The 25,549-nt window shown below is 52.2% G+C and carries 22 protein-coding genes; 5 read left to right on the forward strand and 17 right to left on the reverse strand.

The window, feature by feature from the left end; translation table 11 throughout:
- Positions 1–69: 69 nt before the first annotated feature.
- The 5 genes from sucD to THS27_RS04655 form a co-directional block, all read right to left on the reverse strand.
- Positions 70–945 (reverse strand): succinate--CoA ligase subunit alpha, encoded by an 876-nt coding sequence (gene sucD, locus THS27_RS04630; RefSeq protein ID WP_085588351.1) that lies wholly within the window; start codon positions 943–945, stop codon positions 70–72.
- Positions 946–947: 2 nt separating this feature from the next.
- Positions 948–2,177: an ADP-forming succinate--CoA ligase subunit beta gene (gene sucC, locus THS27_RS04635; RefSeq protein ID WP_256376753.1), complete on the reverse strand. Its 1,230-nt coding sequence runs from the start codon at positions 2,175–2,177 to the stop codon at positions 948–950.
- 147 nt (positions 2,178–2,324) lie between these two features.
- The gene (gene mdh / locus THS27_RS04640) at positions 2,325–3,275 is read right to left on the reverse strand and encodes a malate dehydrogenase (RefSeq protein ID WP_085588355.1); all 951 of its coding nucleotides are present in this window, start codon (positions 3,273–3,275) and stop codon (positions 2,325–2,327) included.
- Between the two features lie 855 nt (positions 3,276–4,130).
- Entirely contained in the window at positions 4,131–5,255 is a 1,125-nt protein-coding gene (gene zapE / locus THS27_RS04650) for a cell division protein ZapE (RefSeq protein ID WP_085588359.1), read from the reverse strand.
- Between the two features lie 254 nt (positions 5,256–5,509).
- Complete coding sequence (locus THS27_RS04655) at positions 5,510–6,499, reverse strand: CorA family divalent cation transporter (RefSeq protein ID WP_085588361.1); 990 nt, start codon at positions 6,497–6,499, stop codon at positions 5,510–5,512.
- Positions 6,500–6,781: 282 nt separating this feature from the next.
- Here THS27_RS04655 and THS27_RS04660 point away from each other — a divergent pair, with 282 nt between their 5' ends.
- The 3 genes from THS27_RS04660 to THS27_RS04670 all read left to right on the forward strand — a co-directional run bounded on the left by THS27_RS04660 (position 6,782) and on the right by THS27_RS04670 (position 11,969).
- Positions 6,782–9,397: a DUF3772 domain-containing protein gene (locus THS27_RS04660; protein ID WP_085588756.1), complete on the forward strand. Its 2,616-nt coding sequence runs from the start codon at positions 6,782–6,784 to the stop codon at positions 9,395–9,397.
- Positions 9,398–9,673: 276 nt separating this feature from the next.
- Positions 9,674–11,221 carry a tyrosinase family protein gene (locus THS27_RS04665; protein WP_085588363.1) on the forward strand — a complete coding sequence of 516 codons (1,548 nt, stop codon included), beginning with the start codon at positions 9,674–9,676 and terminating at the stop codon, positions 11,219–11,221.
- 1 nt (position 11,222) lies between these two features.
- Complete coding sequence (locus tag THS27_RS04670) at positions 11,223–11,969, forward strand: DUF2182 domain-containing protein (RefSeq protein ID WP_168184826.1); 747 nt, start codon at positions 11,223–11,225, stop codon at positions 11,967–11,969.
- A 214-nt stretch (positions 11,970–12,183) separates the two neighbouring features.
- Here THS27_RS04670 and THS27_RS04675 read toward each other — a convergent pair whose 3' ends face one another.
- From THS27_RS04675 to THS27_RS04685, 3 genes are all read right to left on the reverse strand, one after another.
- Positions 12,184–12,627, reverse strand: a complete 444-nt coding sequence (locus THS27_RS04675) for a hypothetical protein (protein WP_085588367.1) — start codon at positions 12,625–12,627, stop codon at positions 12,184–12,186.
- 69 nt (positions 12,628–12,696) lie between these two features.
- Positions 12,697–14,004: a hypothetical protein gene (locus tag THS27_RS04680; RefSeq protein ID WP_085588369.1), complete on the reverse strand. Its 1,308-nt coding sequence runs from the start codon at positions 14,002–14,004 to the stop codon at positions 12,697–12,699.
- 5 nt (positions 14,005–14,009) lie between these two features.
- A complete protein-coding gene (locus THS27_RS04685; RefSeq protein ID WP_085579998.1) occupies positions 14,010–14,870 on the reverse strand; it encodes a CsgG/HfaB family protein in 861 nt (286 codons plus the stop codon).
- A gap of 300 nt (positions 14,871–15,170) precedes the next feature.
- Here THS27_RS04685 and THS27_RS04690 point away from each other — a divergent pair, with 300 nt between their 5' ends.
- Together THS27_RS04690 and THS27_RS04695 are read left to right on the forward strand one after the other, a co-directional pair.
- Entirely contained in the window at positions 15,171–15,809 is a 639-nt protein-coding gene (locus THS27_RS04690) for a LuxR C-terminal-related transcriptional regulator (protein ID WP_085588371.1), read from the forward strand.
- Between the two features lie 345 nt (positions 15,810–16,154).
- Positions 16,155–16,538 (forward strand): hypothetical protein, encoded by a 384-nt coding sequence (locus THS27_RS04695; RefSeq protein ID WP_139835476.1) that lies wholly within the window; start codon positions 16,155–16,157, stop codon positions 16,536–16,538.
- 210 nt (positions 16,539–16,748) lie between these two features.
- Here the strand turns inward: THS27_RS04695 and THS27_RS04700 are convergent, their stop codons facing one another.
- The 9 genes from THS27_RS04700 to THS27_RS04740 all read right to left on the reverse strand — a co-directional run bounded on the left by THS27_RS04700 (position 16,749) and on the right by THS27_RS04740 (position 25,509).
- Positions 16,749–17,444 (reverse strand): response regulator transcription factor, encoded by a 696-nt coding sequence (locus tag THS27_RS04700; protein WP_085588375.1) that lies wholly within the window; start codon positions 17,442–17,444, stop codon positions 16,749–16,751.
- A gap of 454 nt (positions 17,445–17,898) precedes the next feature.
- Positions 17,899–18,633 carry a response regulator transcription factor gene (locus tag THS27_RS04705; protein WP_168184827.1) on the reverse strand — a complete coding sequence of 245 codons (735 nt, stop codon included), beginning with the start codon at positions 18,631–18,633 and terminating at the stop codon, positions 17,899–17,901.
- Positions 18,634–19,427: 794 nt separating this feature from the next.
- Positions 19,428–20,267, reverse strand: a complete 840-nt coding sequence (gene nadC, locus THS27_RS04710) for a carboxylating nicotinate-nucleotide diphosphorylase (protein WP_085588379.1) — start codon at positions 20,265–20,267, stop codon at positions 19,428–19,430.
- A gap of 110 nt (positions 20,268–20,377) precedes the next feature.
- Positions 20,378–21,412: a quinolinate synthase NadA gene (nadA, locus tag THS27_RS04715; RefSeq protein ID WP_139835477.1), complete on the reverse strand. Its 1,035-nt coding sequence runs from the start codon at positions 21,410–21,412 to the stop codon at positions 20,378–20,380.
- Between the two features lie 123 nt (positions 21,413–21,535).
- A complete protein-coding gene (locus THS27_RS04720; protein WP_085588380.1) occupies positions 21,536–22,327 on the reverse strand; it encodes a DUF3800 domain-containing protein in 792 nt (263 codons plus the stop codon).
- 207 nt (positions 22,328–22,534) lie between these two features.
- The gene (locus THS27_RS04725; protein WP_085588382.1) at positions 22,535–23,923 is read right to left on the reverse strand and encodes a glutamine synthetase family protein; all 1,389 of its coding nucleotides are present in this window, start codon (positions 23,921–23,923) and stop codon (positions 22,535–22,537) included.
- Between the two features lie 5 nt (positions 23,924–23,928).
- The gene (locus THS27_RS04730) at positions 23,929–24,420 is read right to left on the reverse strand and encodes a class I SAM-dependent methyltransferase (protein WP_085588385.1); all 492 of its coding nucleotides are present in this window, start codon (positions 24,418–24,420) and stop codon (positions 23,929–23,931) included.
- Positions 24,421–24,423: 3 nt separating this feature from the next.
- Complete coding sequence (locus THS27_RS04735) at positions 24,424–24,891, reverse strand: fosfomycin resistance glutathione transferase (RefSeq protein ID WP_085588387.1); 468 nt, start codon at positions 24,889–24,891, stop codon at positions 24,424–24,426.
- 12 nt (positions 24,892–24,903) lie between these two features.
- A complete protein-coding gene (locus THS27_RS04740) occupies positions 24,904–25,509 on the reverse strand; it encodes a glutathione S-transferase family protein (protein ID WP_085588389.1) in 606 nt (201 codons plus the stop codon).
- Positions 25,510–25,549 lie beyond the last annotated feature (40 nt).

A 25,549-nucleotide genomic window follows, 5' to 3' on the forward strand; every position in this document is an offset into this window, starting at 1 on the left:
TTGTGGTCGTGGAAGGCGATGACCCCAAAAGGGCTACGCCTTCCTTTGCCTTTCCTCTGACTACCCTGATTACCCTTTCAAAGCCTTGAGCATGGTCGAGCCAAGGCTTGCCGGGGAATCGGCAACTAGTACACCTGCGCTGCGCATTGCTTCCATTTTAGCATCCGCAGTGCCTTTACCACCGGAAATGATCGCACCGGCATGGCCCATGCGTTTACCCGGAGGAGCGGTAACACCGGCGATGAAACCGGCGACAGGCTTTTTAACATTGGATGCCTGCAGGAATTCGCAAGCCTCTTCTTCGGCAGAACCGCCAATTTCACCAATCATGATGATGCCTTCGGTTTCCGGATCCCGCAGGAACAGGTCAAGGCAATCGATGAAGTTGGTGCCGTTAACGGGGTCGCCGCCGATACCGATGCAGGTTGACTGGCCAAGGCCGGCTGCCGTGGTCTGGGCAACGGCTTCGTAGGTCAGGGTGCCGGAACGTGAAACGATACCGATTTTACCGCGGCGGTGAATGTGGCCGGGCATAATGCCGATCTTGCATTCGTCCGGGGTGATAACACCCGGGCAGTTCGGGCCGATCAGGCGGGTTTTGGAACCGTCAAGGGCGCGCTTGACGCGAACCATGTCGGCAACAGGAATGCCTTCGGTGATGCAAACAGCCAGTTCGATACCGGCATCAATTGCTTCAAGGATGGCATCAGCCGCGAAGGGCGGCGGCACATAAATGACCGATGCATTGGCACCGGTAACATGAACAGCTTCATCAACCGTGTTGAAAACCGGCAGGTCAAGGTGCTTGGTACCACCTTTGCCCGGGGTAACGCCACCGACCATTTTGGTGCCATAGGCAATGGCCTGTTCGCTGTGGAAGGTACCCTGCGAACCGGTGAAACCCTGGCAGATAACTTTGGTGTTTTTATCGACGAGAACAGCCATGGTTACGCGGCCTCCTTCACAGCTTTAACCACCTTTTCGGCGGCATCGGCAAGATTGTCGGCCGACACGATCGGCAGACCGGATTCTTCAAGGATCTTCTTGCCAAGATCAACGTTGGTGCCTTCAAGGCGAACGACCAGCGGAACATTCAGGCTGACTTCACGTGCTGCGGCGATAACGCCTTCAGCAATAACGTCACAGCGCATGATGCCACCGAAAATGTTAACCAGAATGCCTTCGACATTCGAGTCAGACAGGATCAGCTTGAAAGCTGTCGTCACGCGTTCCTTGGTGGCACCGCCGCCAACGTCCAGGAAGTTTGCCGGAGAACCGCCATACAGCTTGATGATGTCCATGGTTGCCATGGCCAGACCGGCACCATTGACCATGCAGCCAATTTTGCCATCAAGTTTGATGTAGTTGAGGCTGTGTTTTGCAGCTTCAAGTTCGGCCGGGTTTTCTTCGTCTTCGTCGCGCAGTTCTTCGATGTCGGCATGGCGGAACAATGCGTTGTCATCAAAGTTCATTTTGCAATCAAGCGCGATGATGTCGCCATCACCGGTGACGACCAGCGGGTTGATTTCAACCATGGCAGCATCGGTTTCGAGGAAGCATTTATACATGGCGGTCATGAATTTGACGGCCTTGGAAACCTGCTTGCCTTCAAGGCCCAGGGCGAATGCCAGCTTGCGGCCGTGGAAGCCCGAGAAGCCCGATGCCGGATCAATGTCAACGGTGACGATCTTTTCCGGGGTTGCTTCAGCGACTTCTTCAATGTCCATGCCACCTTCGGTGGAGGCCATGAAGATAACGCGTGATGAAGCGCGGTCTACGAGGATCGAAAGATAAAGTTCGCGTGCGATGTCGCAACCTTCTTCGATATAGACGCGCTTGACTTCCTTGCCGTCCGGCCCGGTCTGGTGGGTAACCAGGGTCGCGCCCAGCATCTGGCCTGCATTGGTGCCGACTTCTTCGACACTTTTAACGACGCGAACGCCGCCTTTGTCACCGGCAGTGGCTTCCTTGAAGGTCCCTTTGCCGCGGCCACCAGCATGGATCTGGGACTTGACGACATAAATGGGGCCAGCAAGAGACTGTGCTGCCTCGGTGGCTTCCTGTGCGGTATAGGCAACCTTGCCGTTCGGCACGGTCACACCGTATTTGCGAAGAATTTCTTTCGCCTGGTACTCATGAATGTTCATGTTCGGTCGCTTTCTTGCCTTCCGTACGATTTCCTGTGGGTCAGAAATCGTGGTTTCAATGTCCCGCTTACAGACAGGGACGTTGTTGCGATCCGCGCGGCCATTACCTTGAAAAATTCCAATCCCGGCAATGACAGAAAAACGGGCCAGTCTAAAAACCAGCCCGTTCCGCGTTTCTTACAGCATGCCCTTGGCGGCGTCGACAAGGCCGCGAACGGCCGCCACGGACTTGTTGAAGTTCTCTTGTTCTTCTTCGTCAAGATTGATCTCGACAATGCGCTCGACGCCACCAGCGCCAAGAACAACCGGAACACCGACATAAAGGCCATCAACGCCGTACTGGCCGCTCAGGTAGGCAGCAACCGGCATGACGCGCTTCTGGTCTTTGAGGTAGCTTTCAGCCATTGAAATCGCCGATGCTGCCGGGGCATAGAATGCCGAACCGGTTTTCAGCAGGCCAACGATTTCGGCACCGCCATCACGGGTGCGCTGAACGATCTGGTCGATCTTTTCCTTCGTGGTCCAACCCATTTTGATCAGATCAGGGATCGGAACGCCGGCAACGGTCGAGTAACGGATCGACGGCACCATGGTGTCGCCGTGGCCGCCCAGAACAAAGGCGGTAACGTCTTTGACCGAAACCTTGAATTCTTCGGCAAGGAAATAACGGAAACGGGCAGAGTCCAGAACGCCGGCCATGCCGACGACTTTTTTCGGATCAAAGCCGGTTGCCTGCTGCATCACCCAGACCATCGCATCAAGCGGGTTGGTGATGACGATAACAAATGCATCCGGGGCATGTTCTTTAATGCCCTGACCAACCTGGGTCATGACTTTGGTGTTGATGCCGATCAGATCATCACGGCTCATGCCCGGCTTGCGGGCGACACCTGCGGTGACGATGACAACATCGGCACCGGCGATACCGGCATAGTCACTGGTACCCTTAAGGTCGGCATCAAACATGTCGACGGGTGAGGATTCAGCAATATCAAGCGATTTGCCCTGCGGCATGCCATCAACGATGTCGAAAAGGACGACGTCGCCAAGCTCTTTCAGGCCAGCGAGGTGGGCCAGAGTTCCACCGATATTGCCAGCGCCGACGAGCGCGATCTTGTTGCGGGCCATTCCGTTACCTTCTTCCCTATTGCGCTTCCGGGGCGTTGAAACTTAACTGGGGAGCGCGATTGAAAATGTAAACCTGCGAACGCGAAACAATCGTTCGCAAACATCGTGTGTGGTAAACCGATTCGTCCCGTTTTACAAGGGGAAACGCCGTTGTTTTGACGCGGAAAACCGCCAGTTCCGGGTTTGTTGCAACTATTGTCTAAACGCTTAAAAAGCGATCATGTTGCGACTGCGAAACAAGCGAAAGGCGTGGCAAACTCTCGCTCTGTATACAGCTTGGCCCTGCCTAACAGTTTGGCAGTGGTACAAAATTGCAGCAGTTTACCTTTTAAAAACTCCAAGGTTTGCGCGAACCGGGGATCAGCCATGCGATCAGCGGGACGTTATCTTACGCGATTTGATCAAATATTCTGCCGTTTGAAACCGTTTATGACAGCTTTTGCGCAATATTCCACATCGACCGGATCGTGTGCAGGTTGAATTATGCGGCAATACCAACATCGGGTCGAATTGGAGTCGATGCGGGTAAGGCCTGTGATTGCGAAAAAAACCGGATGGTGGAACAGGCAACATCAAAGTTCCCGGTAACATTGCCCTTTCACAGGGGTGTTTTGTTTGAAATTTGAATTTTCTGCCGGGGGTTGGTGTGCCGACAGGTGCAAAGCTCCCCGACCCGGGCCAATGCGAGCGCCGGTTTTCGCGTATTGATGGGGGCGGCAATACACCACATGTTGGCCAAAACCGGCAGGTAAAACCGGGTGTCAGCCGTGCCTTACCAAGCATTCAGGATTTAAATGCGTTGGCCGGCGCGGCACAGAAAACACTGTTTTATTCAGAGAGCCTGGCGATAAGCCGTCAGGTCAGATGCGGCTGATCAAGATATTCCTGGCTGCGCATTTCGGTTAGCCGTGACACTGTGCGTTGGAACTCGAACGAAAAATCGCCCTTTGTATAGAGGTCCTCGGGGCTGGTTTGCATGGCACAAATCAGGTTGGTTTTATGTTCGTACATCGCATCAATCAGGGTGTTGAAGCGTTTGGCCCAATCGCTGCGCGAGGCATCGATCTGGGGAATCAGATCGATGACGATGGTGTGAAAATGGGTCGCCAGCGCGATATAGTCGCCTGGGCCAAGTGGGCGCGTGCACAGTTCTTCGAAACTGAACCGGGCGACCCCGGCTCCTGCTGCGCGAATGGCTATGTCGCGGCCTTTAACGCGCAGGCTATCGGCATCAACGCGGGCACCTTCGGTAACCTTGGCAAATAATTCGTCAATTCGGGCCGGGGTTTTGTCATCGGCCGGATACACGAAAACATCGGCTGCGGTCAGGTTACGCATCCGGTAATCGGTGCGGCTGGCCAGTTCCAAAACGTCGAGCTTTTCCTTGATCATATTGATGAAAGGCACAAAATTCTGGCGTTGCAGGCCATCTTTGTACAAATCATCGGGCACGCGGTTCGATGTGGTCACCACCACCACACCATGATCAAACAATTGCTCAAACAGGCGCCCGACAATCATGGCGTCGGTAATGTCGGTGATCTGCATTTCGTCAAAACATAACAGCCACGCCTGATCGGCCAGATCTTTGGCGATCGGCGGAATTGGGTCGGATTCCTCGCTGGTGCGGCTTTTGCGAAATTTATGGAGCCGTTCGTGCACATCCTGCATGAAATCGTGGAAATGAACCCGACGTTTATGTTCAACCGGGGCTGTTTCGTAAAACAGGTCCATCAGCATGGATTTGCCACGCCCGACTTCGCCGTAAATATAAAGGCCCTGTGGCGGTTCGGGGTCGTTACGGCGTTTGGTCAGGCCAAATCGTTCATACCAGGTGCCCTTGCCATTATTGGGACGATAATTGCGCAAGGCATTAAACAGGCTTTGCAGCTTTTCAGCGCAAAGTTCCTGCATCGCATCATGGGTCAGTTCGCCATCAGCGATTTTTTTGCGATATCGGGCAAGAGGGCCGTCAGACATTCGATAACTTCCAGGCAGTGGGACACGCGGCGCACCGGTTTGCTGCGATCCGGCACATTTTTGGCCCGAAAGTGCCGGTCATAAAACAATACCGGCGTTCTGTCGGGCCATTTGGAATAAGAAGACATAAAACATCGCTATCGTGCAATGCAATATGCGTGATGCAGTTTTGTTTATGCCGCGACGAACACTGTTACGCGGGTACACGGGGTCTAAACGGGCTTTGCGGCAGGATGCAGGAGGTGCAGGAGGCCTCAGATCAGGCGCATTTTTTTAAACAGCCAGACTTCCAGGCCAACAAGTGCCGCGAGCAGGATTGATACCCCCCAGAACCCCCAGGAATTATTGGCAGCAGGGATGCCGCCCACATTGACACCCAAAAGCCCGGTGACAAAACTGATCGGCAGGAACAGCCCGGCAATGACAGTCAGCCAGTACATGGTCCGGTTCATACGCTCGGTTTCAACCGCCATCAGGCTGTCATTGGCGATTTGGGTGCGTTCGCGCAAGCTGTCGAGTTCTTCGACCAATCGGGTTACGCGGTCGGTCAGGGTGCGGGCGCGGCGTTTGTGTATTTTGTCGCTCCAGGCTGGTTTCTGTTCGACAAATTTTGCCATCGCATCGCGCTGGGGCGATATGTGGCGGCGTAATCGCGATAACCGATGGCGCATATCGGCTGTTTTCATGCGCAAAGGCAGGGTTCTGGTTTCGGGAACATCTTCAATCTGATCTTCGAGATCGTCGAGGTTTTCTTCCAGATTGCGTATTTCAGCATCGATGCGAAAGACCAGCCGTTCAGCCAGAGTGAGCACGAAGGCATCGCTGCTGCCGGGGGCCGCGTTTTCGGCGATACTGGCCCGGATATCGTCAAAGGCACGCATATGCTGGTTGCGCAGGGTGATCACCAGTTTGTCACTGCACCATATTCGCACCGAAATCATGTCTGCCGGGTCTGATTCCCTGTTAAGGTTTACCCCGCGTAAATTCATTGAATAGCCATGATCGTAAAACAGAACCGATGGCCGGGTGCCTCGTGTCGCCAGGGTTTCGACAATGCTGGCCTCAAGGCCTGCTTGCTCGGTTAACCATGACGCAACACCTGGTTCCATCCAGTCAAGGTGAACCCAGATGAATTCACCGTCATCAACTTCAGGAAATGATGTGGTAAATTCGTCTCCGGATAGGGCAACACCCTTACCTTTATTGTTAATCCGAAAGGCATTGATCAGTGCTTTTGGGGTCATTGGTTCTGGTCCGTGGCGGTTTTGGGTTGGGCACAAACAGGTTTAACATGACAAATGTTTAAAGGCAGTTATGTGGCGGTGCGATAATTTGGGCTATTGATGCAATTCCTGTTCATGTGGCGGGGTTGTGCCCTGTTGCAAAAAGGTAAAACGCCGCAGGGCGGGTTGTTATTATAATACGGGAACGATACCGATACGGGATCGTTTGATCTGGCGTGATAATTCGGGCACAAATCAGATGCCCAGCAAGGCAATTAAAAATTCACGATGGTTCGGGAAAATATGAAAAAGTTTCGCCATGTCATGTTGTTGGTTCTTTTTGCGCTGGTAATGGCAATGGGAACACCAGGGACTGGCCATGCACAAAGCAAGGTTGATGGTGTCGACGAGACGAACATCCTTGAAAATTCGCAAAAGTCCCTGACGCGCTGGAACAGGATTTTCGACAAGGTTGAAAAACAGTTGTCGGGTGCCGGGGTGAGCGGACGCGAACTGGCCGATGGCCGAACCGAACTTGAACGCTCGATTGATGGTACACGCGACCTTGAAGCCCTGGCGCAGACCAAGCTGGAAAGGTTGAATGCGGCTTTGGGAAAGTTGGGCCCCAAACCCGAAGGGGATGCAGGCGAAGTTCCTGCCGTTACGGCAGAGCGTGACCGTTTAAACAAGGAAATCTCGCGGGTTAGCGGCATCCAGAAGCAGGGTGAACTGGCAGCATTTCGCGCCGGGGAGTTGCTTGACCAGGTTGGCCGGCTGTCGCGCGAACGTTTTACCCGCCGCATTTTCAGCCGTGCCGATGTGCCGTGGGACCCGACGGTTTGGCAAAAAAGCTGGGCCGAAGCCATGCAGCTTCCCGATGTCGTGCGCAGCCGGTATTCGGATGTTAATCTGGCGGACCATATTGGCGACCGACTGGAAGATGTTGCCCCGGAACTGGTGTTTTTACTGTTTGCCATTGCATCGGCCCTGATTGGGGGCGAGGTGCTGGTTTTTCGGTTTTTACCGGCACGGTGGCGAAACACCTCGGACGAAGACCGAATGGCGCTGATTTCCGGCACGCGGTTTTCGTTGACTGCAATTGTGCCGGGTTTGCTGCTGTTTGTGATTTATCGCATTCTGATCTCTCAGGATGACCTGATGGTGGGCAGCGGTGGCGAACTGATTAATCAGTGCTTTTTTGCCGCCCTGTTCCTGATGTTTGTCGGCGCGTCGATCCGCAGCGTTTTTTCACCGTTTGCCCCGCAAATGCGATCGGCCGGGACAACTGTTCGTGGCGCCAGGGTTGTCGGGTTTTCGGCCCTTTTTGCTGCTATAATTTTTGCTTCGGACATTGTCTTGCTGCAAGGGGCAACCACCATTGGGGCTTCTCTTGATCTGGCACTTGTGCAAAGCCTTAGTAATATCACGCTGATCTGTGCCGTGATGTTTGTGGCCGCCCTGGGCACCTGGTGGGAGCATGACGCGGTAGACGAACAACAAAACTGGTGGCGCAAGGTTGAACGCCGCTGTCGCCGGGTGGTGTTGTTTGTATCGGTGTTGTTGCCCATCCTGTCATTTATCGGGTATGTGGCGCTGGCGCGTTTTGTGCTGGAAAACATGATGCTCGCGCTTGCATTCGCCACCAGTTACTGGCTGCTGCGCGAATTTTTGCGCGCCCTCATTCATACTTATCTGGTCAAACCGGAAGCCGTAAAGGATGAGAGCACCAGTGATGCTGTGCATGGCACATTATATTTCTGGTTGCGGGTCACCATTGACGCAATGATGATGATCGTGGCTTTTCCAACCGCGATTATGGTGTTTACTGATATTGCCTGGGCCGATTTGATTAGCGCGGTTGAGGCGGCTTTTGTCGGTATTCAGATTGGCAGTATCAATATTTCGCTTCGGGCCATCCTGATTGGTGTTTTCCTGTTTTTGCTGCTGTTAAGCCTGATGCGGTTTTTCCAGCGTATGCTTAACACCCGTGTTTTACCCAATACCAAACTTGATCAGGGCTTGCAGCATTCGGTTTCGGCCATTTTTGGCTATGTCGGGATTGGCTTGGCAATACTGATTGCGGTGTCGGCAGCCGGCGTTGACCTGTCCAATCTGGCCATCATCGCCGGTGCCATTTCGGTTGGTATCGGTTTCGGGATGCAAAGTATCGTGAATAACTTTGTTTCCGGCCTGATTTTGCTGATTGAACGGCCGATCAAGGTTGGCGACTGGATTGTGGTCGGGGCTGATCAGGGGTTTGTTAAAGACATCCGGGTACGCGCTACCGAAATTGAAACCTTTGACCGGGCATCGGTGGTTATCCCCAATTCGGAATTGATTTCAAACCGCGTATTGAACTGGACCCTGAAAGAACGTTCCGGGCGGGGTATTGTACCCATCGGGGTTTCTTACGGGACAGATGCGAACAAGGTTCGCGATATTATGCTCGAACTGGCCGATAAGCGGCGTGAAATTTTAAGTTATCCTGCTCCTCAGGTCGTGTTTCTGGGCTTTGGCGATAGTTCGCTGGATTTTGAATTGCGTTATTTCCTGCGCGATATTGGCGATGTGCTGGCGGTTGCCAGTGCGATTCGTTTTGAATTGCTGGAACGTTTTCGCGAGGAAGGTATCGAAATTCCATTTCCGCAACGCGACATCAACTTGCGTGATATGGACCGGTTGGAAGCTGCCATTCGCAGTCTTTCGGGCGAGCCGCGCGTACGTAAAAATAAAGCCGCGGTTGAGGATGGTGATGAAGAAACCGGCAAGTACCGTCAGGCCGGCGAGATTGTTTCCCAGCCCCAAAGTGCGAAGCCGGAACAGCAAAGTTCAGACACCGGTTATGATCAACCCAAAACCCAGGATAGCCCGGCACAAGCCACCCCGGCGACACGGGATTTGCCTGACGGGGAACGATAGAAAAGCCTGGCTTTAAGTTTTTTGCAAAAAGAAAAATCCCGTGTTGCGCCTCTGTTGAGACAGGGCGTGATACGGGATTTTTTGTTGGGAAAAACGAATGGAAGCGGTGTGCTTTTGGCCTGATCGCAAACGACCGCCATCACGGCGTAATTTGACGATATGCACGTTTAAAACGATAATACTTAAAAATTTGAACTTTTAAGATGTGCTGTTTTTACAATCCTGATGTAAGTTAAATCCCTTCTTGTTTTTCAATCATGGGTAGGGGTGACGGCTATGGTTTATGTGCGCAAAAGTGTCTGGGCGAATGGCGGCGGTTTTTCTGATCCGATTCTGTTCTGGTATGCCAAGGGGGTTGGCGCACTAAAACAAAAACCGCTGTCGGATAAAACAGGCTGGCGTTTTATGGCGGCGGTACACGGCATCGATAAAAATCTTTGGCAGCAATATGGTTATTATACGCCGGGTGAAACAATGCCGTCCCAGGCCGACCAGGATCTGTTCTGGAATCAGTGCCAACACCAAACCTGGTATTTTATTCCATGGCATCGCGGGTATGTCTGGTCGATCGAGGGGCTGGTGCGGGCCGAGATTGTCAAGCAGGGCGGCCCGGCAGATTGGGCAATGCCTTACTGGAATTACAGCGACACCCAAAACCCGCAGGCCCGCATGTTACCCCCGGCTTTTGCTTGCAAAACGCTGCCGGATAACAGTGAAAACCCGCTTTATGTTGCCCAGCGTTACGGGCAGGGGACCTTGCCCCTTGTGTTGCCTGCGGCGGATGTAACACTTGAAGCGCTGTTACAACCCCGCTTTACCGGCACCGGGGCCGGGGCGCTAAGTGGCTTTGGTGGCCTTAAAACCGGGTTTTCCCACAGCGGAATGGTCAGCGGGCGGCTTGAAAACCACCCCCATAACATTGTGCATGTCGATGTTGGTGGTGAAAACAACATGGGGCCAGGGTTGATGTCAGACCCTGATACTGCCGGGCTGGACCCGATTTTTTGGCTGCATCATGCCAATATTGACCGGCTGTGGATGGTTTGGAATAGCACGCCGGGCCATTTGAACCCAACGGATGCTGCATGGCTTAACGGGCCGATGGATCGGAAATTTGTGATGCCGACAGTCGACGGGACCGATTATTTTTATACCCCGGATGAAATGCAGGATACCACGGCTGCCCCACTGAACTATATTTATGATCAGCAGCAGGCCTCAGCCAATGTTGCACGGATGGCAGCGGCACCGGTGGCACCACAGGCCGGGACACAGGCAAAGGGCATGGCAATGGATGATGAAAAACCGGCCGAACTGGTTGGGGCCAACGCCGCGAAACTTTCGCTGGTCGGGGTTGGTGCGAAAACCAGTGTCAAACTTGATAGTGCATTAAGCCGCAAGGTTACGCAAAGTTTCAAATCAATGCGGACATTTGCCGCGTCTTCGCCAACAGCAGGGGATGCAACGCCAACCACCAGCGACCATGTGCTGTTGAATATTGAAAACATCCGTGCGGCGCGGGATGCTGCGGTGGTGGATGTTTATGTGAACCTGCCTGACGGGGCCAAACCGGAAGACCGGCTGGATCTTCTGGCCGGGACGATCGGCTTTTTCGGTGTGCGTAAGGCATCCCTTCCCGATCAGCCCCATGGGGGCATGGGGATTAGCGAAGTATTTGATATTACCCGTATCGTTGAAAACCTGGAAGCCGAAGGCACCCTTGCTGTCGATAATTTAAGCATCGACCTTATTCCGCGTAAAGCTGTTAGCGAGGATGCCGGCATTACGGTGGAACGGATCAGCGTCTATCGCCAGGAACAGTGATTTGGCTTCCCGGGTCGGGCGGCTTCGCGCCGTTTATTCCCTTATGGCAGAGCCCCCATGGCCAACATTGATTGTGATTACAATGCTTGGCTGGGGGGCGATGCTGCTGTTTAGCCATGAACTGGCCCTGTCGTCGCTTTGTGTGGCGGCAACCGGGGCCTGGTATGATCAGGGCTGGCGATCATTGCAGGCAATGCTGGCATTTGTCTCGCCGGCACATATCGCCCTGTCATGGTTGTTAATGTTAACTGCCATGATGACGCCAATTCTGGCCGGGCCGTTATATCATTTATGGGTGCGCAGCCTTGCCCGTCGGCGCTGGCGGGCGATTGGCGTTTTTATTGCGGCCTATCTTGTGGTCTGGATGGGGATGGCGCCGGTATTGGTTCTATTCGTAGCGCTTTTGCGCATTGCGGCAACGTGGTTTTCTGTGCCGGTTGGCGGCCTTGCTGTTGCAATTGCCCTGGTCTGGCAGGCGTCGCCGGTTAAACAGTTTTGCCTGAACCGGTGTCACTGGACGCCGCGCCTTGGGGCGTTTGGCTGGTCCGCCGATGCTGATTGTGCCCGTTATGGCCTGGTCAATGGTCTTTGGTGTGTTGGCACCTGTTGGGCGTTGATGCTGGTGCCAATAACGGCAATCGATATGCCAATGCATCTGGGTCTGATGGTGATTATTGCTGTGGTCATGGTGATTGAACGGCTGCAGCCGGCCAAACCTGCGCGATGGCGTTTTCCGGTCGGGCGTTGAATTTGTGCAAAACCCTGATAGCTGGCAGCTCTGCGGATGGTGACGCAGGCTGGCTTTGTGGCTGGCATGGTTTGAAAAAAAAGTCCCGGCCCGTGGGGTGATGGGAAGTTGTGTGGGCCGGGAAAACGTTCCTGATTGGGGTCAGAACGAGCAGGGCTGCCACCCTGGGACAGGTTGGGGAAGGGCGGCGACCGGCGAATTGGTTGATTGATTATTAGTTGCCGGACAGGTTTTCGAGCGCATCGCTCAAATTTGTTGTGTTGGTTTGCGTGTTTGAATCAGCTGTTTGATCGCCAGTTGACTCTTGCCCCGCATTTACCGAGCCATTTGAATTGTTCAGAATAACGCAGGCCGAGTTGGCTGTTGAGCTGGCTGTGCCGCCACCGCCGCCACAGACAAGCTGGGTCAGGCTGCTTGTGCCAGATGATGCGGTTGCGCTGCCAGACCCGCTAAGCAGTCCGGATTCAGCCTGTTTCATGACGACGGCAAGCGAAGCGCGGTTTTGATCGGGCGCAGACCAGGGTTTTTCAAACATTTGGGCCGTCGCCGAAAGGGAGCCTGATGCGCACAGGATCGCCGCGATCGCAAGGATGCGCGTGCCTCGCAGGACGGGTTTGTGACAGCGACGGGCGGGATGAGACCGGGAAGGCGAAAACATCAGATTTTCCTCTCGTCTGACTGGGCAAGGAAGAAGGAGGAGACGGGCTCCTCCTTCTTTTGTGCCGGGTTAGTCGTTGATGGCCGGTGCGCCAACCTTGATCGACAGGTTGTTGCCGATGGCGGTCGCGGAGCCGTTGATGACCGGCTGGTCAACCGAACCAAGGCCGGAATAGTTGCTGAGATTGACGTCATAGACACTGCTGACGGCAGAAACATTGGCGTAAGCAAACTGGGTAACGTCAGAAATCAGCGCAACGTCAGGGGTGATGCCGTCAACATCGGTGTTGCCACCGCCGCTGCCGCCACTGCCACCACTGCCACCACTGCCACCATAACGGAAGGCCGACGAAATGGATTGTGCGTCGCCGTCAACCGGGTCTTCGTCAACCGGGGTGGCTTCTGCCGATACCGATTGCACCGAGATATTCATGTTGTTGGCAAGGGCCATCGCGCTGGCATCGACAGCGTAATTGTCAATGTCGCTCACATTCGAAGTGGCTGTCACACTGGACGGAGAAATATCACCATTCAAGGCCAGCAAGGTCAGGCCCATGGCACCGGAAAGGTTGGTGTTGGGGCTGGTCTGGTTGCCCATATTGAAGCTGGAAGAAGAGGCATCGCCACCGCCACCGCCCGAAGGACCCTGTTCGCCACTGGCTGCATCAAAGGCAAACTGGCCAGCGTGAACATTAACAACCCCTTCGCCGGCAACCGATGCATTGTTGGCAAGGGCGGTTGCTGTTGCATTAAGCGAAGGCAGTTCGGTTGCTGCGTCATAGCTGCCGGTGGGCTGAATGTTGTCGACACTGACAGTGAAGATAACACCATCGGTTTCGCCGTTACCCACACCATCTTCGGCGAACGGGTCGGTTACAGCACCGGTAACGGTGATGTTTGCGCCGTCAAATGCGCCACCGGCAGAGGCAATGCCTCCTTCGGAATCCGGGCTGTTGCCTGCCGGACCATCTGCAATACCAAACGAGGACGGGTTGGTGCCCTGACCAGCGGCGATGCCGTCAACATTGCCAGATGTGGTTTCGCTGAAATCTGCAACATCGGGGTCGAGGCTTGTCGATGATCCGTTCGACCAGGCTTCGCCTTCAAAGGTAAAGGTCCCCGAGGTTTCGGTCATGAGCGGCTGGTTGTTGTGAATGCCGTGTACGTTTGACGTGGCCGACGTGCTGCCGAGCTTTTCCTGCAAAATTTCCACCATCGAAAATTCTGCCGGATCGTCAATGTTAAGATCAACACTGACATTGGTGTCGACATCGCCATCCCATGACCATTCAACATTGTCGAACGCAAAGGCAGGGCCCCCGATTACAAGTACACCAGCAGTGATGATGGTGCCCAGCAACAGTTTGGTCTTAAGCATTTTGGTTACTCCTGTTGATTGCTTTTTTCCGTTTTGGAAAGAGAAGAAAACCGCTCTAGATGCGCGCTCATGTCATTTGCTTTGCTAAGCTCGCATTCCGGTGTTTGCGGCAGCCCCAAGAAATCTGTCATGATTTGATAGACCCCCATTTCTGCAACCGCTCTGACGCCAAGCTGTAGCGGCTCGTTCCGGATGCGCCCGGCGTCAAATTCGACAAGATTGATTCCGAAGAAACGAAAGACACCGGCGCTGACTTCGTAGCCCATGATTTGCTTTTGCAATGAGCTGACATAGCGAACGGCGAAACTTTTTGAATCGATGACACGCAAATCCATGGCGACATTGATCACGACAGTTCTGCCACCGCCGCCAATGCCCCGGACGTAAAGCTGCGCGCCTTCGCTGAGGATGTTGTAGTTAAGTTCGGTTACGGCCCCGACGAGGATGAAGTCGGAGGCGGGAATTTTTCCGTATTGATCAATGGAACGGGTGAGACGGCCTTGTTCTGAAAGGCGGACTTCGGCAAGGGGAATGCGCAGGTCAAACCGTTCAACCAGGTTGGCGCGGCCCGATTTGTAAAGCGCGCTCATCACCATTTCGCTGACGCCCTGGGAAACCGCATGGCCATTTTCGTCGTAATTCAGCTGGCCGGTCTTGTCGGCGACCTCGCCCACGGCAAAGATGGGAAGCCGGTTGGCTGGCACATCTTTCAACAGACGCAGGCAGGCGCTGTAAGGTGTTTCGTTATCTGTAACCGGAAAAGATATCATCGGGTCGATGCGGTTTTGCGAATAAGACGCCGGCCCCGGAGCGCACGCCGCCAGACTTGTAACGGTCAGTGCGGTTGCTGCTATTTTACGAAACATTTTTCCAATCCCTGCTGAGTTCTTTCCCCAAAGCGCAATCGGCAAAATTTGTTGTGCTGTTTGCTTGGGTTTATTATGCAGGAATTGATTATTTATTCTATATTACATAAATGATTATTGTGGTGATAAAGGTGGTTACATGTTTTAGTCAAATTATGGTTATGTTTTTATTATTGATTATTCGATTAATTATTTGTGGATACTACTTTTTATATACGAATATGCTATAGGGCATATTGCCTTGGCAGGGAAAAGCGTTTTGAATCAAGCCTGTTATTTGTTGCCAGAAAAGAAGTTGATATGACCGCTTTCATTGATACCCCCGCAAACAACCGTCAGGTACTGGCAATTGGCTTTCGACAGTCAGAACTTGATGCCCTGATGAATAAGGATGCCGGCTGGACTGCGGTCGCCGATCCGGACTTTCATCTGGCGGCACGGGATGAGGGTCGGTTTTGTGCGGCTTTAATCGGCCAGCGACAAACTGAATTGTTAAGTCATCTGCAAATTCGTTATTTGTACCGCGTTGCCCGTAAAATGCCGCTGATTACGTATGTTGCCGACGGGCATTATATTGTGGGGCAGCGCTTTGACTGTGGCAGTAACGCATTGATGTTTTCTTCAACAGCCGATCTTCTGGAAGAAATATGCCTTTTGTCAGACGAGGGTTATTGGCTTCTGCCAGGGGAGATTGATGGCGTTTCCCTTTTGCTGGGCGATAGCGCCGAGGCAATGTCAAAAAGATTGACCGTTCTGGACTGGCATTTGTTGCGTGAAATTCAGAAAGGAAAAAGTAACGCTGAAATTGCGCGGTATGCCAATCGAAGCGAGCCTGAAATTAAAAGCTGGTTGTTTGAAATATTCAGTTGCCTTGGGGTTGTCACCCGCACTCAGGCAGCTGTTGTTGCCTATTTTATCGAACAACATGTTGATCGGTAATCTGTACAAGTAGTGGCGTGTACCGTTCGGAGAAGGAATGTCACATTATTGGCAGGACTAAAACGGACCCTTCCCATAACGTCCGGAGTATTTGCAGGGCATTGGTATTATGGGGTTTTTTACGCCTGACTTCGCCACAAAAACAGACCATATGCGGTTTATGGAACCTATTCGTCATAAAAGGATGAGGACATCATGATCTGGTTTGCGGACTTGAAAAAGATACTTCGATTTGGAGTTCCGGTGTTGGCAGGCGTGGTTTGTGCTGTCAGTTTTTCATCACCCGGACAGGCCCAATTCAATAACAAACCCTATTCTTTCAGCACGCCAACAGGGGCGCCGGGTATGAGCCAGGCTGCACGCCAGGCTATTATAAACGATCAGCTTTATAATAGCCGCCCGGAAAACATGTTGCGTGATTCTTCGGGGGCTTTGTTATCGATTGAAAAAAGCAAAGGCGGTAGTGCGATTGTTCGGACGGCCGATGGCGAAATATTACCAGGGTTTCGGGGAACATCCATTTCTACGGCGGGGATTTCAGTCGGTGTTTTCAACACCTATTTTATGGCGGCAGATAACGACCGGCGCTATGCACCGCTTCAAAGTATGGCTGCCACCTACACTATTAACGGCTGGATCAATATGCTGTCTCGTGATGGCCGTACCGTTATCCCGCAGGTTACCGCATCGCCGATAGATGGCTGGATCTGGATGGCAGCGGGTTTATGACCCTGATACTGCCACAAAAAAACGCCCCGACAGAGGCTGGCGGGGCGTTAGATCGTTTTATTTAAGGGTTGCAGGAAAAAGCCGAATTTATCTTTGTGGTGCGTGAGTGAACGCAGAAATTGTGGTTTGTGCAAGATGTCGGGCTTTCTTTCCATTTACGTTCCAGAGAGGAACTGTTTTACACCGGTACTGTTTTCGCGTGATCGATCTCTAGCTGAGCGATGCGGTATAACCGGTCGTGCGGGGTTGGCTGCGAAGTGCCCAAATTGCCGCTTGCGTACGATTATCAACCTTGATTTTGCGCAGAATGCTTTTGACATGCACTTTGACGGTTGCCTCCGAAATATTTAACCGAATGGCAATTCGTTTGTTGGAATCTCCGCTTGCCAGACATTCAAGAATTTCATGTTCGCGCGGGGAGAGTTCGATATCGAGCATATCGATATTTTCGAGTTCAAGTGATGACATGAAATGAAAGCGTTCCATCATGATGGACGCAAGATTTGACGGGTATATTTTTTCGCCTTCGGTGATGAGCTGAAATGCCAGTTCGATGGCTGTTTGTGAAACGTCGTCTAGTAATGCACCATTTACGCCCAGACTAAACAGGGCAAACAGGCTTTCGGCATCATATTCGTGGGCAAGAGTGATAATTCTGACACCGGGATTGTGTTCCCGGAAGGTTGCCAAAGAGGTCATCTGGCTTTGAAAATTATCGATGCTGACCAGTACGACGTCTATTTTTCGATCTGCAGGTGTTACAGAAATCAAGTCATCCAGGTTAGGAGCATCGATAATTTCGGCGTTTTTGGTGTGCGCCAACAGACTGGTTAGGCCGGTACGCAATAATAGGCTTGAATGTACTACTGCGACGAGTATTTCTGCAGAGTTCCTTGACGTCCGCATTGTCGTTATCCCTGTATTTGATGTTTTTAAGTGTTAGGGGAAATTGTTTTACAAAATAAAACACGTCCAGAATGCTTAAGCATTTTAGTCTTTCGAGTAAAATGAGAGTCTTCCGGGTTGTTTCCCCCTGCCTTCACAATCAGGATAGCTATCAAATGCCCTCAAATCTATGCTCCAGTGGGGGTAGTGTAAGTATATTTTCTATCTATTTCGGGTAACTATTACGGGTGACTATTGTGGCGTGTTTTAGTGGTTCAGGGAGTTTTTCTTATTTATTGGAATGATTCTAAAAAATAGTAAGGCCTTGATGACCATAGCGGGACAACAAAAAAGGGCTTGCCGATATGTGCAAGCCCAATAGCGCAAGCGTTTCTATTGTATAAGAATTGGGTTTTGTAATTGGCCGCTTTGTTATTAACCTGGGCACAATATTCATATTGCTCCCTTCATGGGATTACGTATTTGTGTGGGTGCAATAATGGAGCGTTTCCGCGATTGCGGGGAAACAGGTTTGCCCCCATGGATATGTGCGCTGGCGCAGCGACCAGATTGCAGCTTGCGTACGGTTATCGACACCGATTTTTCGCAAAATGCTTTTTACATGCACCTTGACTGTGGCTTCGGCAATGTCGAGACGAAGGGCGATTCGTTTGTTTGCCTCGCCATTTTCAAGACAATGTAAAATTTCCTGTTCACGTTGGGACAGTTCGATTTCCTCGTCCAGCGCACCGATCGGTAAGGGAGCACAGGGGCTTTGCATTCGGGCCATCAGGATTTGCCCTATGTTTGACGGGAACAGCTTTTGGCCTTCTTTTAACATCTTAAAGGCAAGTTTCAGTGTGTTCTGTGAAACATCATCCAGCAAAGCCCCGTCAATATTGATTTTAAACAGGGCAAACAGGTCTTCCAGCTCGTAATGATGTGCCAGGGCGAGCATTTTCAGGTGTGGATTTTTTGCTCGTAATGATGTGAGGCAGATGACGTCCTGCTGGATGTTTTCGATATTGAAAAGAATAACATCGGCTGCGGATACCATAGCCATATTGGCTTGAAGTTCTTCCAGCGATGTTACACTGGAAATGGACGTCTCCCTGAACTCTCCTAATATGGATGTCAGGGCGTGGCGCATTAAATTTCCCGGATGCACAACAACAACATGTTGTGTTGTGCCTTCTTCAAGTGAAGTCATAGGTCCCCCAAATATGCTGGTTGGCTTTGTCAGTTTAATGAATCCTGAAGGGTTCATTCTGGACGGCTTTGCTGGCTTTTTGCCTTGTACGGGTTAGTTACCTGCAGCAATTATCCTTTCAGCCGTAAAAGGTTAATCTCCTGGTTTTCACCATTCCATAACTATAGCGAGGTATGTGGGGCGCATTTTGCATCATCGGGGGTAGAGAGAATGAGTCTTATTTTTCATTCGTGGTTAAGCTATACGGATGGTTAAATTTTATAGCCAAACGAAAAATACATTATTTTTATCTAATTTAACGCAGGGAGATTGGCGCTTAAAAAGCAGCCGGATCTCAATGTAGGTTTATAATTTTTCTTATTTTTATCGTTTATTATCAATTTGTTATGTTTGGTTTAGTAATAATTTAAATTTAAGGAGAAATAATTTTTGTTTATGATCGGCTCAAATTATTTGAAATAATTAACTACATTTTATTTTTCGCTAACAGTAGGGTATGGCTATCCTTAATGAGAATTTTGTTGCTATACTAAAGAGACATTTGTTTGTCCCGCCGGTGCTGCATTGAGATAGTTTTGCGTGCCGATTCTCCGGCTAATGACGCAAAAGAAGTAACCTTTTCAGCAATTAAGTTGTAGTCAGGATGGGGTGCCTAACCCATTTCCCACCCCCGTCGGGGGTGGGCTTATACGAATGCCTAGTGAGGTATTCGGCGCCATGAATTCGCAAATATCACGAACAAGCGTTCTGTAGGAAAGCTACAAAAGTTCCGGGTGTTTTCGCCAGATATGGTTTTACAGGATGGCAACATCCAGCCCGATATCGACGGCAGGCGCACTTTGGGTGATGCGGCCAACGGAAACATAGTCCACGCCGGTTGCTGCAATGTCGCCAATGGTATCTAGCCGGACACCGCCCGATGCCTCGGTTTTGCAGCGGCCCTCGACGATCGCGACGGCCTTGCGCAGCATATCGGGCTCCATATTATCAAGCAGGACAATATCGGCGCCGGCTTCTACCGCTTCGCGCACCTGATCAAGGGTATCGCATTCAACTTCGATCTTGGGCAAGTTGGCCGCTTTGGCCATTTCCACACATTTGGTAATCGATCCGACAACGCCGATATGGTTGTCCTTGATCATGACGCCATCATACAGGCCCATACGGTGGTTTTGCGCGCCGCCCATGCGGGTGGCGTATTTTTCCATCTTGCGCCATCCCGGCAGGGTTTTGCGGGTATCAAGCAGTGTGGCCGATGTTTTCCCCATGGCCTGTACATAAGCGCAGGTGGTAGTGGCAATGCCCGACAGATGCTGCAAGGTGTTAAGGGCGGTGCGTTCGGCGGTTAAAATGCCCCGCGCCGGGCCTTCAATTACAGCAAGAACCGATTTCGGGTTCAATGTATCGCCGTCATTGCATTTCTTTTCGATTTTGGCATCGGGTACCAGTTTGCGAAAACATTCCAGTGCAATATCCAGCCCGGCAACCACAATGCTTTCACGGGTTTCCACCGCGACGCGCAGGCGGGCATCTTCAGGGATGACATTGTCCGACGTGATGTCGCCTGTGCCGATATCTTCGGCAAAGGCACGGTCAATAAAATCGGTAATTTCGCTTTGGGTCAATTCAGTCATGGGATGCGCCGGTTTGTTGGATGGGGATGTCGGGCAGGAACGTGCAAGCGCATGAAACGCGCAGAAAAAACAGGCCCCGCAGCAAGTGTGCAGGGCCTGAATATTTGTGATCAGGCGGCGTTTTCGGCCGAGGCCTCTTTTTTCAGCGGAATGCCTTTCGACATTTCCAGCATCCGTTCAAGCGGTTTGACGGCATTAAGGCGCAAATCTTCGGGCATCACGATCTGCGGGCCGTTATTGACCAGGCAAAGATAGAGTTTTTCCAGCGTATTAAGTTCCATGAACGGGCAATTGTTGCACGCACAGCTGCCATCGGCACCGGGCACCGGAATAAAGGTTTTATGCGGCGCAGCCTTTTCCATCTGGTGGATGATGTGGGGTTCGGTCGCGATCAGAAATTTCTGATCGGGGCCATCAATCACATATTCCAGAATGGCGCGGGTTGATCCGATCTGATCGGCATGGCGCAAAATGCCGTCGTGGCATTCCGGGTGGGCGGCAATTTTGGCGTCGGGATGCTGGGTTTTCAAACGGATCAATTCGCGTTCTGAAAATTGCTCATGCACAATGCATGATCCCTGCCACAATACCATATCCCGGCCGGTTTTCTTGGCAAGGTAGCTGCCAAGATGGCGGTCCGGCGCCCATAAAATGGGCTGATCCAGCGGAATCTGGTCGATGATCTCAGCCGCATTTGACGAGGTGACGATAATATCAGACGCTGCCTTTACCTCGGCCGAGCAATTGATATACGTGATCGATACATGGTCAGGGTGCTGTTCGCGAAATTTGCGAAAGGCTTCGGGCTGGCAGGAATCTTCGAGCGAGCAGCCGGCCTTTGAGTCGGGCAGCAGCACAGTTTTTTCCGGGCTGAGGATTTTGGCAACCTCGGCCATAAAACGCACACCGCAAAACACAATCACATCAGCATCGGTTGCCGCGGCCTTGCGCGACAAATCCAGCGAATCACCGACAAAGTCGGCCAGATCCTGAATTTCACCATCCTGATAATAGTGCGCCAGAATGATGGCGTTTTTTTCTTTCTTCAGGCGCTGAATTTCCGCCTCAAGATCAAGCGTCGGATCGATCTGGGTTTCAGACATTGCACCGGCACGCGCCTCGGCAATGGTGGTAATCTGGTTCATGGCGTTGTCTCATCTCGCCTTGTTGCAACCGGGAAGTAAGAAGCGGGACCCGATGTTGCAAGTTAATGACTGTATGAAACCTCAATATCGCTATTGATCGAGGATGGCAAGGGAATGGGGCGTTTAGTCCAAAGAGGCGTCAGAGATGAAGCCCGGTATATTTTTGGGATCCGATCTGATGCCGCTTCTGACCGAGGCTGCGTTCAGTCTTGTTTCGAAGTAAGTGCTAAATATTTCAAAATCCGGATATTCTTCATGAGCTTGCCAGTGACATCCCATACGTCCTACGAGGCCCGCAATCCAGTCTGCGGCCTGTACTGTTTGGTACAGGTGGCTTTCTACTTGAAAAGGCGGTTCAACAAGGCATCTGCGTGGTTCATTACTATTGAACATTGCACGAGCGGCTTCTGTTACAAATTGAAGCCGCTGTTCATGCTCATCCATGATGAGGGTGAACAACGCACTGTCCTGACAATCTTCTTCGCAAAAGCTGTTGAGACGTTTGATGGCTTCGCGAAGCACAGCAAGGTAAAGGCTTTTAGGATTATGTTCTTCTATCGGAGAGGTTTTTCGAAGTCCGACATAAAACAAGTGGCCTCCCAACCGGTCAATTTTATTGAATAGCCGGTTGGTGAAATTTCTCAGTTCCCGGTATTTTTCGACATTATGTACCGTGTAAAGAGCTGATCCTTTCTTTTCCCAAGTCGCAGGATGTGCATGAGAGCGTTTAATTTCAAAATCAAGTAATCGGCATTTTTGTTGGTAGAACCAGGTACTGAAGCCGCGTATTTCGTGGGTCGGAATAACAAACCCGGCTAACCCGAAAACAGGGCTTTCTTTGTACTTTGGATGCTTCCGAGAAAGATAAGGGCCGATGTGACCAAACTCGTCAAGATAGACATTGAAAAGCGTCATAATCTGCCCCGTCCCCCAGATACACGAAAACCCATGCACATGGCATGGGTCTCGGAAAGAGAGCATATATGTTTCCATAAATGCGTCTCGACGTCTTTTGTAAGTAGTATTGACCCGATTGTCAATAATTTTGCCATTGGTTCCGGCTGTGATCAAGATAGCTTGGTGCATGAGTGAATTTTAAAAGGGGTATTGGTTTGGTTAATTTCAAACCGTAAACCCATACTGATCCCATTCTGCACTGGTCACTTCCAACGCCATTTGTTCGTATTCGGCGCGTTTGATGGCGCCAAAGGCGGTATGCAGGCAATCGCCCAGCGCATGGCGGGTAAAGGTGGATCGGTCGAACCGGTCGATGGCTTCAAGCCAGCTACGCGGCATATCGTGGGGGGCTTTGGTGGCATCCATTTCGTCGATACAGGGCGCCCCCGGGTCGGTCTTGGCTTCAATGCCGTCAAGGGCGGCGGCAAGGGTGACGGCGGCAACCATATAGGGGTTGGCATCGACCCCGGCAACGCGATGTTCAAAATGGCGGGTTTTGCCGGGATGGCCGGGGACACGAATGGCGACATTGCGGTTTTCAACGCCCCAGTCATCGGAGGCGGGCGAATAAACGCTGGAGGAAAAGCGTCGCCAGCTGTTCATAAACGGGGCCAGCACCAGCATGGTGTCGCCCACCGTTTGGCGCAACCCGCCAATGGCGTTTCGCATCAGGGGGCTTAGCGTGCCGTCCTGCTGGTCGGCAAACAGGTTATTTCCGTTCTGATCAGCAAGGGAGAGATGCAAATGCATCCCGGATCCGGCTTCATTGCCAAATGGTTTGGGCATAAAGCAGGCTTCAATCCCGAAGCGACGGGCGCAAGTGCGAATCAGGCGTTTGGCAATGATTACGTCATCCGCAGCATGAAGCAGGTCACGATAGCGAATGGTCAGTTCATATTGGCCCGGTCCATATTCGGAAATCAGGGTTTCCAGTGTCAGGCCCAAATGCGCTGCGCCTTCGTAAATCGCATCAAACAGAGGTGACATTTCGTCAAGTTCATCAACCGACATGGTGTTGCGCTGCCCGCTTCTGCGTTTGGTCAGCACATAGGGTGCAGGTTGAAAGCGCCCATCGGGCAGGCGTTGCGGGTCGATCAGGTAAAATTCCAGTTCAAATGCCCCCATTGGCGTAAAACCGGACTTTTTTGCGCGGTTGATCTGATGGACCAGTGCCGGGCGTGGTTCGCCTTTGACGGGGGTGTTATCGTCGTCAAACATCGTGATCAACACTTGCCCACGATGGGCATGGGGCAAATAGCCCAGTGTGCCGGGAATGGGCCAGCAGCGTTTGTCGCCACCCCCGCCGGTTAAAACAAGGCCGGAGGCATCAACATCAATGCCCGCTACATCCTGCCCGAACAGGGACATGGGCAGGGCACGGCCACTGGTAAAAAGCCCTTCAAGCTCGTGGCGGCGAATGGTTTTGCCACGACCAATGCCGTGGCAGTCGGTCAGAAACACATCAATTGCCTGAACGTCGGGATATTTTTCCAGAAATGCCAGGGCTTCGGCAAGTGTGGCGCCGGTTGGGGCAATTTCCGTGTTTCTGTTCATGGTTTTTACCCCTGAAAACGGCGGAAGAAATATCGATCTTGCGGTACGCCTTCGGGCAGAGGTTCGGCAATGGTGCCCGGCACATCGATTTTTTGGTCCGATGCCACAATGGCACCTTTGATCAGGGCCGGGGGCAGGGTATTGCCGATAAAGGATGCGATTTTTGCATTCAGGTCTTCATCACCGGTGCCAACATCGGAATGAACCAGGGCAACCCGGCCTTTGAACTTTTCAACTGCTTTGGGCAGGGTTTCAAAAATATCACCCAAAAACAAATGGTCATCGGCGGGGATGCATTTGGGGTGGGCGTTGATCTGGCGGTCAAACACGTAAATTTCGCGATCGGGCATAATTTCGCGCAGATGGTCGAATGTACGGCCATTGCCAAGGCCAATTTCCAGAACGATGCCTTCAAGGCCATCAATCATGACAGCGGATGCATTCAGGCAATCGCGCTGGGCTTGCAGACGGCGGATAACACTGTTGAGACGGGACATCGTTTAATTCTCCGATCGGGGCGTTTGCGGGCGGGAAGGTTTTATATCGGCACTGGTGTCGGCAGCCGGGTAAAACACCATGCCAGGCGGCGGGTTTTGGCGATAATGGGCCAGGCGGCTTTGCCAGTCGCCATCATGAAGTTCCAGGCGGTGGCCGTCGGGATCGAGAAAATAAAACGACGCGCCTTCACTGGTGTTTGTTTTCCATTCAATAACACCCGCGTTTTGCAACTTTTCCACCATCGCGGCGAATTTTTCATCCCTGACGCCAAAGGCGATGTGGGTGTAATTGGCCGCTGGCGGCGGTGCATCACGATCAAGGCTTAGGCAAAGCCAGACATCAGCCAGCAACAGATAGGCACCTTTATCCCAACGTGCCAGGGGCCTTGCCCCCAGCATGTCGGTATAAAAGATGAAGCTGCGCACGACATCATGTGTCGCAAGGGTGATGTGGTTTAAGCCGTTGATCAAGGTGCAGGCCTGTCAGGTGTTGGGGCTGGTCGCATCAAAGGCCGGAACCAGATCGCGGAAAGTATCCAGCCAGGTGACAAGGGCCGGGTATTTGGCCCGCCATGCACCATCAAAGCGCAAGTCGAGATAGCCGAGCGCGCAGGCAACGGCAAAATGGCCAATTGTCAGGTCACCGTCCAGGGCGGGCGGGGTCGCGGCAAGTTCGTCAAGGGCGCGACGGACCTTTTCAGCCTGATAATCCACCCAGTCCTGATGAAGTTTTTCTTCCGGGCGCATGCGTTTTTCGTACACCTGCAAGATTGACGCATCGACAATGCCATCGCCCAGTGCCTGAAGGGTTAGCGCTTCCCAGCGGGCGTCGCTTTCGGTTGGGTACAGGGTGCGGCCATCGGCTTTGGAATCCAGAAATTCGCAAATCACGCGCGAATCGTAATATTTACGGCCATCATCCAAAATCAGGATCGGAATTTTGCCCAGCGGGTTTTGCTGGCGCAAGGTGTCGGCGGGGTTGTTGGTGTCGGCAGTTTCAACGCTCAGGTCGTTATATACACCAAGATATTTTGCCACCATTTTGACCTTGCGACCAAACGGCGAGGGGACGGAGCTTCGAAGAATCATCAGATGGCCTTTCTGTGCCAAAACAATTTATTGGCGCAGT

Source organism: Thalassospira sp. MCCC 1A01428, from assembly GCF_002115825.1.
GTDB lineage: Bacteria > Pseudomonadota > Alphaproteobacteria > Rhodospirillales > Thalassospiraceae > Thalassospira.

Bases quoted from the DNA above. Each gene is read 5' to 3' on its own strand.
- sucD (WP_085588351.1), bottom strand. From the start codon at position 945: ATGGCTGTTCTCGTCGATAAAAACACCAAAGTTATCTGCCAGGGTTTC.
- mdh (WP_085588355.1), bottom strand. From the start codon at position 3,275: ATGGCCCGCAACAAGATCGCGCTCGTCGGCGCTGGCAATATCGGTGGA.
- zapE (WP_085588359.1), bottom strand. From the start codon at position 5,255: ATGTCTGACGGCCCTCTTGCCCGATATCGCAAAAAAATCGCTGATGGC.
- THS27_RS04655 (WP_085588361.1), bottom strand. From the start codon at position 6,499: ATGACCCCAAAAGCACTGATCAATGCCTTTCGGATTAACAATAAAGGT.
- THS27_RS04660 (WP_085588756.1), top strand. From the start codon at position 6,782: ATGAAAAAGTTTCGCCATGTCATGTTGTTGGTTCTTTTTGCGCTGGTA.
- THS27_RS04665 (WP_085588363.1), top strand. From the start codon at position 9,674: ATGGTTTATGTGCGCAAAAGTGTCTGGGCGAATGGCGGCGGTTTTTCT.
- THS27_RS04675 (WP_085588367.1), bottom strand. From the start codon at position 12,627: ATGTTTTCGCCTTCCCGGTCTCATCCCGCCCGTCGCTGTCACAAACCC.
- THS27_RS04680 (WP_085588369.1), bottom strand. From the start codon at position 14,004: ATGCTTAAGACCAAACTGTTGCTGGGCACCATCATCACTGCTGGTGTA.
- THS27_RS04685 (WP_085579998.1), bottom strand. From the start codon at position 14,870: ATGTTTCGTAAAATAGCAGCAACCGCACTGACCGTTACAAGTCTGGCG.
- THS27_RS04690 (WP_085588371.1), top strand. From the start codon at position 15,171: ATGACCGCTTTCATTGATACCCCCGCAAACAACCGTCAGGTACTGGCA.
- THS27_RS04695 (WP_139835476.1), top strand. From the start codon at position 16,155: ATGAGCCAGGCTGCACGCCAGGCTATTATAAACGATCAGCTTTATAAT.
- THS27_RS04700 (WP_085588375.1), bottom strand. From the start codon at position 17,444: ATGCGGACGTCAAGGAACTCTGCAGAAATACTCGTCGCAGTAGTACAT.
- THS27_RS04705 (WP_168184827.1), bottom strand. From the start codon at position 18,633: ATGACTTCACTTGAAGAAGGCACAACACAACATGTTGTTGTTGTGCAT.
- nadC (WP_085588379.1), bottom strand. From the start codon at position 20,267: ATGACTGAATTGACCCAAAGCGAAATTACCGATTTTATTGACCGTGCC.
- nadA (WP_139835477.1), bottom strand. From the start codon at position 21,412: ATGAACCAGATTACCACCATTGCCGAGGCGCGTGCCGGTGCAATGTCT.
- THS27_RS04720 (WP_085588380.1), bottom strand. From the start codon at position 22,327: ATGACGCTTTTCAATGTCTATCTTGACGAGTTTGGTCACATCGGCCCT.
- THS27_RS04725 (WP_085588382.1), bottom strand. From the start codon at position 23,923: ATGAACAGAAACACGGAAATTGCCCCAACCGGCGCCACACTTGCCGAA.
- THS27_RS04730 (WP_085588385.1), bottom strand. From the start codon at position 24,420: ATGTCCCGTCTCAACAGTGTTATCCGCCGTCTGCAAGCCCAGCGCGAT.
- THS27_RS04740 (WP_085588389.1), bottom strand. From the start codon at position 25,509: ATGATTCTTCGAAGCTCCGTCCCCTCGCCGTTTGGTCGCAAGGTCAAA.